The 3655-nt window shown below is 38.0% G+C and carries 3 protein-coding genes and 1 pseudogene; all 4 read left to right on the top strand.

Annotated elements, in window-relative coordinates:
* Positions 1 to 183 (top strand): annotated as a pseudogene (locus tag CES79_RS13130) (hypothetical protein); the annotation flags it as partial.
* A 190-nt stretch (positions 184 to 373) separates the two neighbouring features.
* Positions 374 to 1465, top strand: a complete 1092-nt coding sequence (mobV, locus tag CES79_RS12315; protein WP_089137373.1) for a MobV family relaxase — start codon at positions 374 to 376, stop codon at positions 1463 to 1465.
* 612 nt (positions 1466 to 2077) lie between these two features.
* A complete protein-coding gene (locus CES79_RS12305; protein ID WP_089137372.1) occupies positions 2078 to 3034 on the top strand; it encodes a protein rep in 957 nt (318 codons plus the stop codon).
* Positions 3035 to 3119: 85 nt separating this feature from the next.
* Entirely contained in the window at positions 3120 to 3605 is a 486-nt protein-coding gene (locus CES79_RS12300) for a hypothetical protein (protein ID WP_089137371.1), read from the top strand.
* Positions 3606 to 3655: the final 50 nt, after the last annotated feature.

Genomic DNA, 3655 nt, shown 5'->3' with positions numbered 1-3655 from the left:
TTGGATTTGGACAATTTGAATGGTAAAGTCATTTCTTTGTTAAATGCTGGCTTGATTTATAAGGTCAGAGAAATGCCTTTGCAATTTCATTCTGGTTTTGATGAAGTAGGCCACGAATATTCCTCTTACAACATTACATCTTTAGGAGAGAAATATTTGATACGAAAACTAGAAAGTAAGTAGTGATTAACTGTCTTTTGATAATCATTGGGAGCTAAAGCGACCTTTGATTATTTTTTTGCCAACGGCAAAAATAGCCTCGCAGAGCCCAAACTTTACAAGGTAAAGTATATTGGGCTATACCTTGCATGGAGGTTTGCCGAATTCTGTGCTATGCTCTAATCAAATTTAGCTGTTTGAAATGGGTGGTTAGATGAGTTATTTAGTAGCTAATATGCAGAAACTGAAAGCTGATAATCTGGTGGGCTTGGGTAATCATGATCAACGTCGAACGCAGAATCACAAAAATACTGATATTGATGTTGACCGTTCTGCTTTAAATTATGATTTGGTTGCTGGTCGGACTAATCATTTTAAAACGGATATTGCGGCTTATATTAACGAGCATAAAACCAGTCAGCGAGCGGTTCGAAAAGATGCGGTCTTGGTCAATGAATGGATTATCTCAAGTGATCGTCGTTTCTTTGCTGATTTAACGGCGGTGGATACACGCAAATACTTTGAAACAGCTAAAGCTTACTTTGCTGAAAAATTTGGTGAAGAAAATATTCGTTATGCAATTGTTCATCTTGATGAGAGTACTCCACACATGCATATGGGGATTGTCCCGTTTGATGATGAGTATAAATTGTCTGCTAAACGAGTTTTTAATCGCACATCTTTGCGAGATATTCAAGATCAATTACCGACTTATTTGCAACAGCATGGTTTTAATGTTCAGCGTGGGGTTCAAGAATCGGAACGTAAAAGTTTGACGGTACCGGAATATAAAGCCATGCGGGAATCTATTAAGCAGGGGCAGAAAAAATTAGCAGCGGTTGAAAATGAAACTAAGCAGCGCCAAGCGAAACTTAAGACGTATCAAGCCACTAAATTTGATGTGAATAGTGTTAAAACGAAGGAATCCCGTTTCCATAAGCGGTATGTGCTGGTTGACCGTTTTGATTTTGATAAACTTAAACAGGGCGCCAGCTTAACGGATACGTATTTTACTGAAACATTGTCCCAAAGGTCTGATATGGATATTCAAAAAGACCAATTGATTAAAGCTGAAAGTAAGGCTATGGAACTAGACATTGAGAATCGTCGTCTTCAAAAGCTAGTCGGGACGCTACAAGGAATTGTTCGGAGCGTTGACCGCTTCTTACAGCGCAAATTAGGTGTTGGTTTACCAAGTGAGTGGCTAGAACGAGCTGGACTAAAGGAACTATCTAAAAAAGCCCCTCAGAGGCCACAGGAGCGTTCAGAGGGGCAACATGATGAATTAGATGGTCCAAGCCTTTGAATTTGGTCTATGGCTTTAATTTAACCGCTGATGAGTATTGGAGCTGTTTAATGGCCGTCAGTCAACGGTAAATCGAATTAAAGGGACTTACTGCTTTAGCAGTTAGTCCCTTTTTGAGGCTTTAAGGAGTTGATTGACTAACCAAACCCAGACACTGAATTGGCTGAAAGCCAAAGTTTCCTAAACTTTGCTTTCCTGCCTCACGGCGAGTGCGGGGTGAGTTTGAGCGGGAGCTCCCGCTCATTTAGGCGGTCAAGCTGAGACAGCTTGGACTGGGTTCGGGGCGTCAGCGCCCGAGGGCTTAGAAACTGGTCGATTTTGACCAGTTTCTTCTTATCTTGATACTATTAGAAACAACGTCATTTTAAAAAACTGGGATAAACCCTTGACACAACTGGGCTTAGGCGTATTATGAGTTTATAAAATGAATAAAGAAAAAACCCACGTGAGAATTCCTAGTTTGGCGACCCGGAACACGTGAGTTAATCTTGAATATTCGTATTTACTAGACATAGTTTAAAGCTTGAGTTAGTAAGCGTCAAGCCCTTAGTTTTAGTAAATACATAAAAGATTAGCTCTTCTCACGTGGTTGGATGAGAGGAGCTTTTTAGTTTGGCTGATAGAAAAGTTTTAGTTGATCGATCGCAGTTGGGAAAAGTACGACCATGGCGAGAACATAAGTTAGAGAATTTACAGTATGGTGATTATTTACAAATGTTGCACTACAAGAAAGCCCATCGAGTTAAAGAGTGTGGTGAAGTATTACGTTTTGTGGAAGATAAAAATGGTCACAAAAAATTGGCTCAGACTTGGTTTTGCCATTCCCGTTTGTGTCCGTTATGTAACTGGCGGCGGTCAATGAAACAATCTAACCAGTTAACTCAAATTTTGACAGAAACAGTTAAACAGCGAAAAACGGGTCGGTTCTTGTTTTTAACGTTGACGGTAAAGAATACTACAGGGGATTTGTTGAAGAGTGAATTACGGCAGATGGGACGAGCCATTGCAAAGATCTTTCAGTATAAAAAAGTGGCTAAAAATTTGTTGGGTTATGTACGTTCAACTGAGGTTACCATTAATCACGAAGCAGATCAGCCGATGTATCACCACCATATGCATGTTTTGCTTTTTATGAAATCGAGTTATTTTACAGGAACTGATAATTATATTTCACAAGCAGAATGGACTAGATATTGGCAACGAGCGATGAAATTAGCTTATGCGCCGGTTGTGAATGTTGAAGCGGTTAAACCGAATGTGAAACGCCAGAAAAATTCCTTGCTGGCTAGTGCTCAAGAAACGGCTAAATATCAGGTGAAGTCCAAAGATATTTTAACTAATAATCAAGAACAAGATCTACAAGTGATTGATGATTTGGAACAGGCTTTGGCTGGTTCACGACAAATTAGCTATGGTGGTTTGCTGAAAGAAATTCGCAAGCAGTTGCAATTAGAAGATGTTGAAAATGGTGATTTGATTAATACAGATAGTGATGATCAAAAGGTTGCCCAAGCAGTACGCGAGATTGTTGCTAAATGGGACTATCAGCGTAAAAATTATTTTGTTTAAGCAGGAGTTGGTAGATTGTCTATATTAATAGTGATGGGGGTAATTATACTCTCATAAATATTTTTGAAAGTGATGTGTCTTTGTTATGAATAATTCTTTTTGGGGCAAACTTTTGGACATTTTGACTGACGGAAGGCATTTATTTTTTACTTTTGCTGTCGCACTAAGCTCATTTATTATTTATTATTTTCGGCTTGTACCTCAATATAATCGTTATCTTGTTGCTTGTTCTGTGGCATTTTCTCTTTTGTTTTTTGTTCAGATAGTTATTAGTGTTTTTTATTGGACGGTAAATATCATTTTAAAGCATAGAAGTGTTGAGAATTTAGTTAATGATTCTTATTGCTTAGAAGTGTTATGTAACCTTTATAAAAATAATGGTAATCCTTTGGATTTGGACAATTTGAATGGTAAAGTCATTTCTTTGTTAAATGCTGGCTTGATTTATAAGGTCAGAGAAATGCCTTTGCAATTTCATTCTGGTTTTGATGAAGTAGGCCACGAATATTCCTCTTACAACATTACATCTTTAGGAGAGAAATATTTGATACGAAAACTAGAAAGTAAGTAGTGATTAACTGTCTTTTGATAATCATTGGGAGCTAAAGCGACCTTTGATTA

Origin of the sequence: Secundilactobacillus silagei JCM 19001, from assembly GCF_002217945.1 — a bacterium.
Taxonomy (GTDB): Bacteria; Bacillota; Bacilli; order Lactobacillales; family Lactobacillaceae; genus Secundilactobacillus; species Secundilactobacillus silagei.
Note: the sequence above shows the minus strand (reverse complement) of the source record. Positions and strands in the feature narration are given on the sequence as shown.

Bases quoted from the DNA above. Each gene is read 5' to 3' on its own strand.
- mobV (WP_089137373.1), top strand. From the start codon at position 374: ATGAGTTATTTAGTAGCTAATATGCAGAAACTGAAAGCTGATAATCTG.
- CES79_RS12300 (WP_089137371.1), top strand. From the start codon at position 3,120: ATGAATAATTCTTTTTGGGGCAAACTTTTGGACATTTTGACTGACGGA.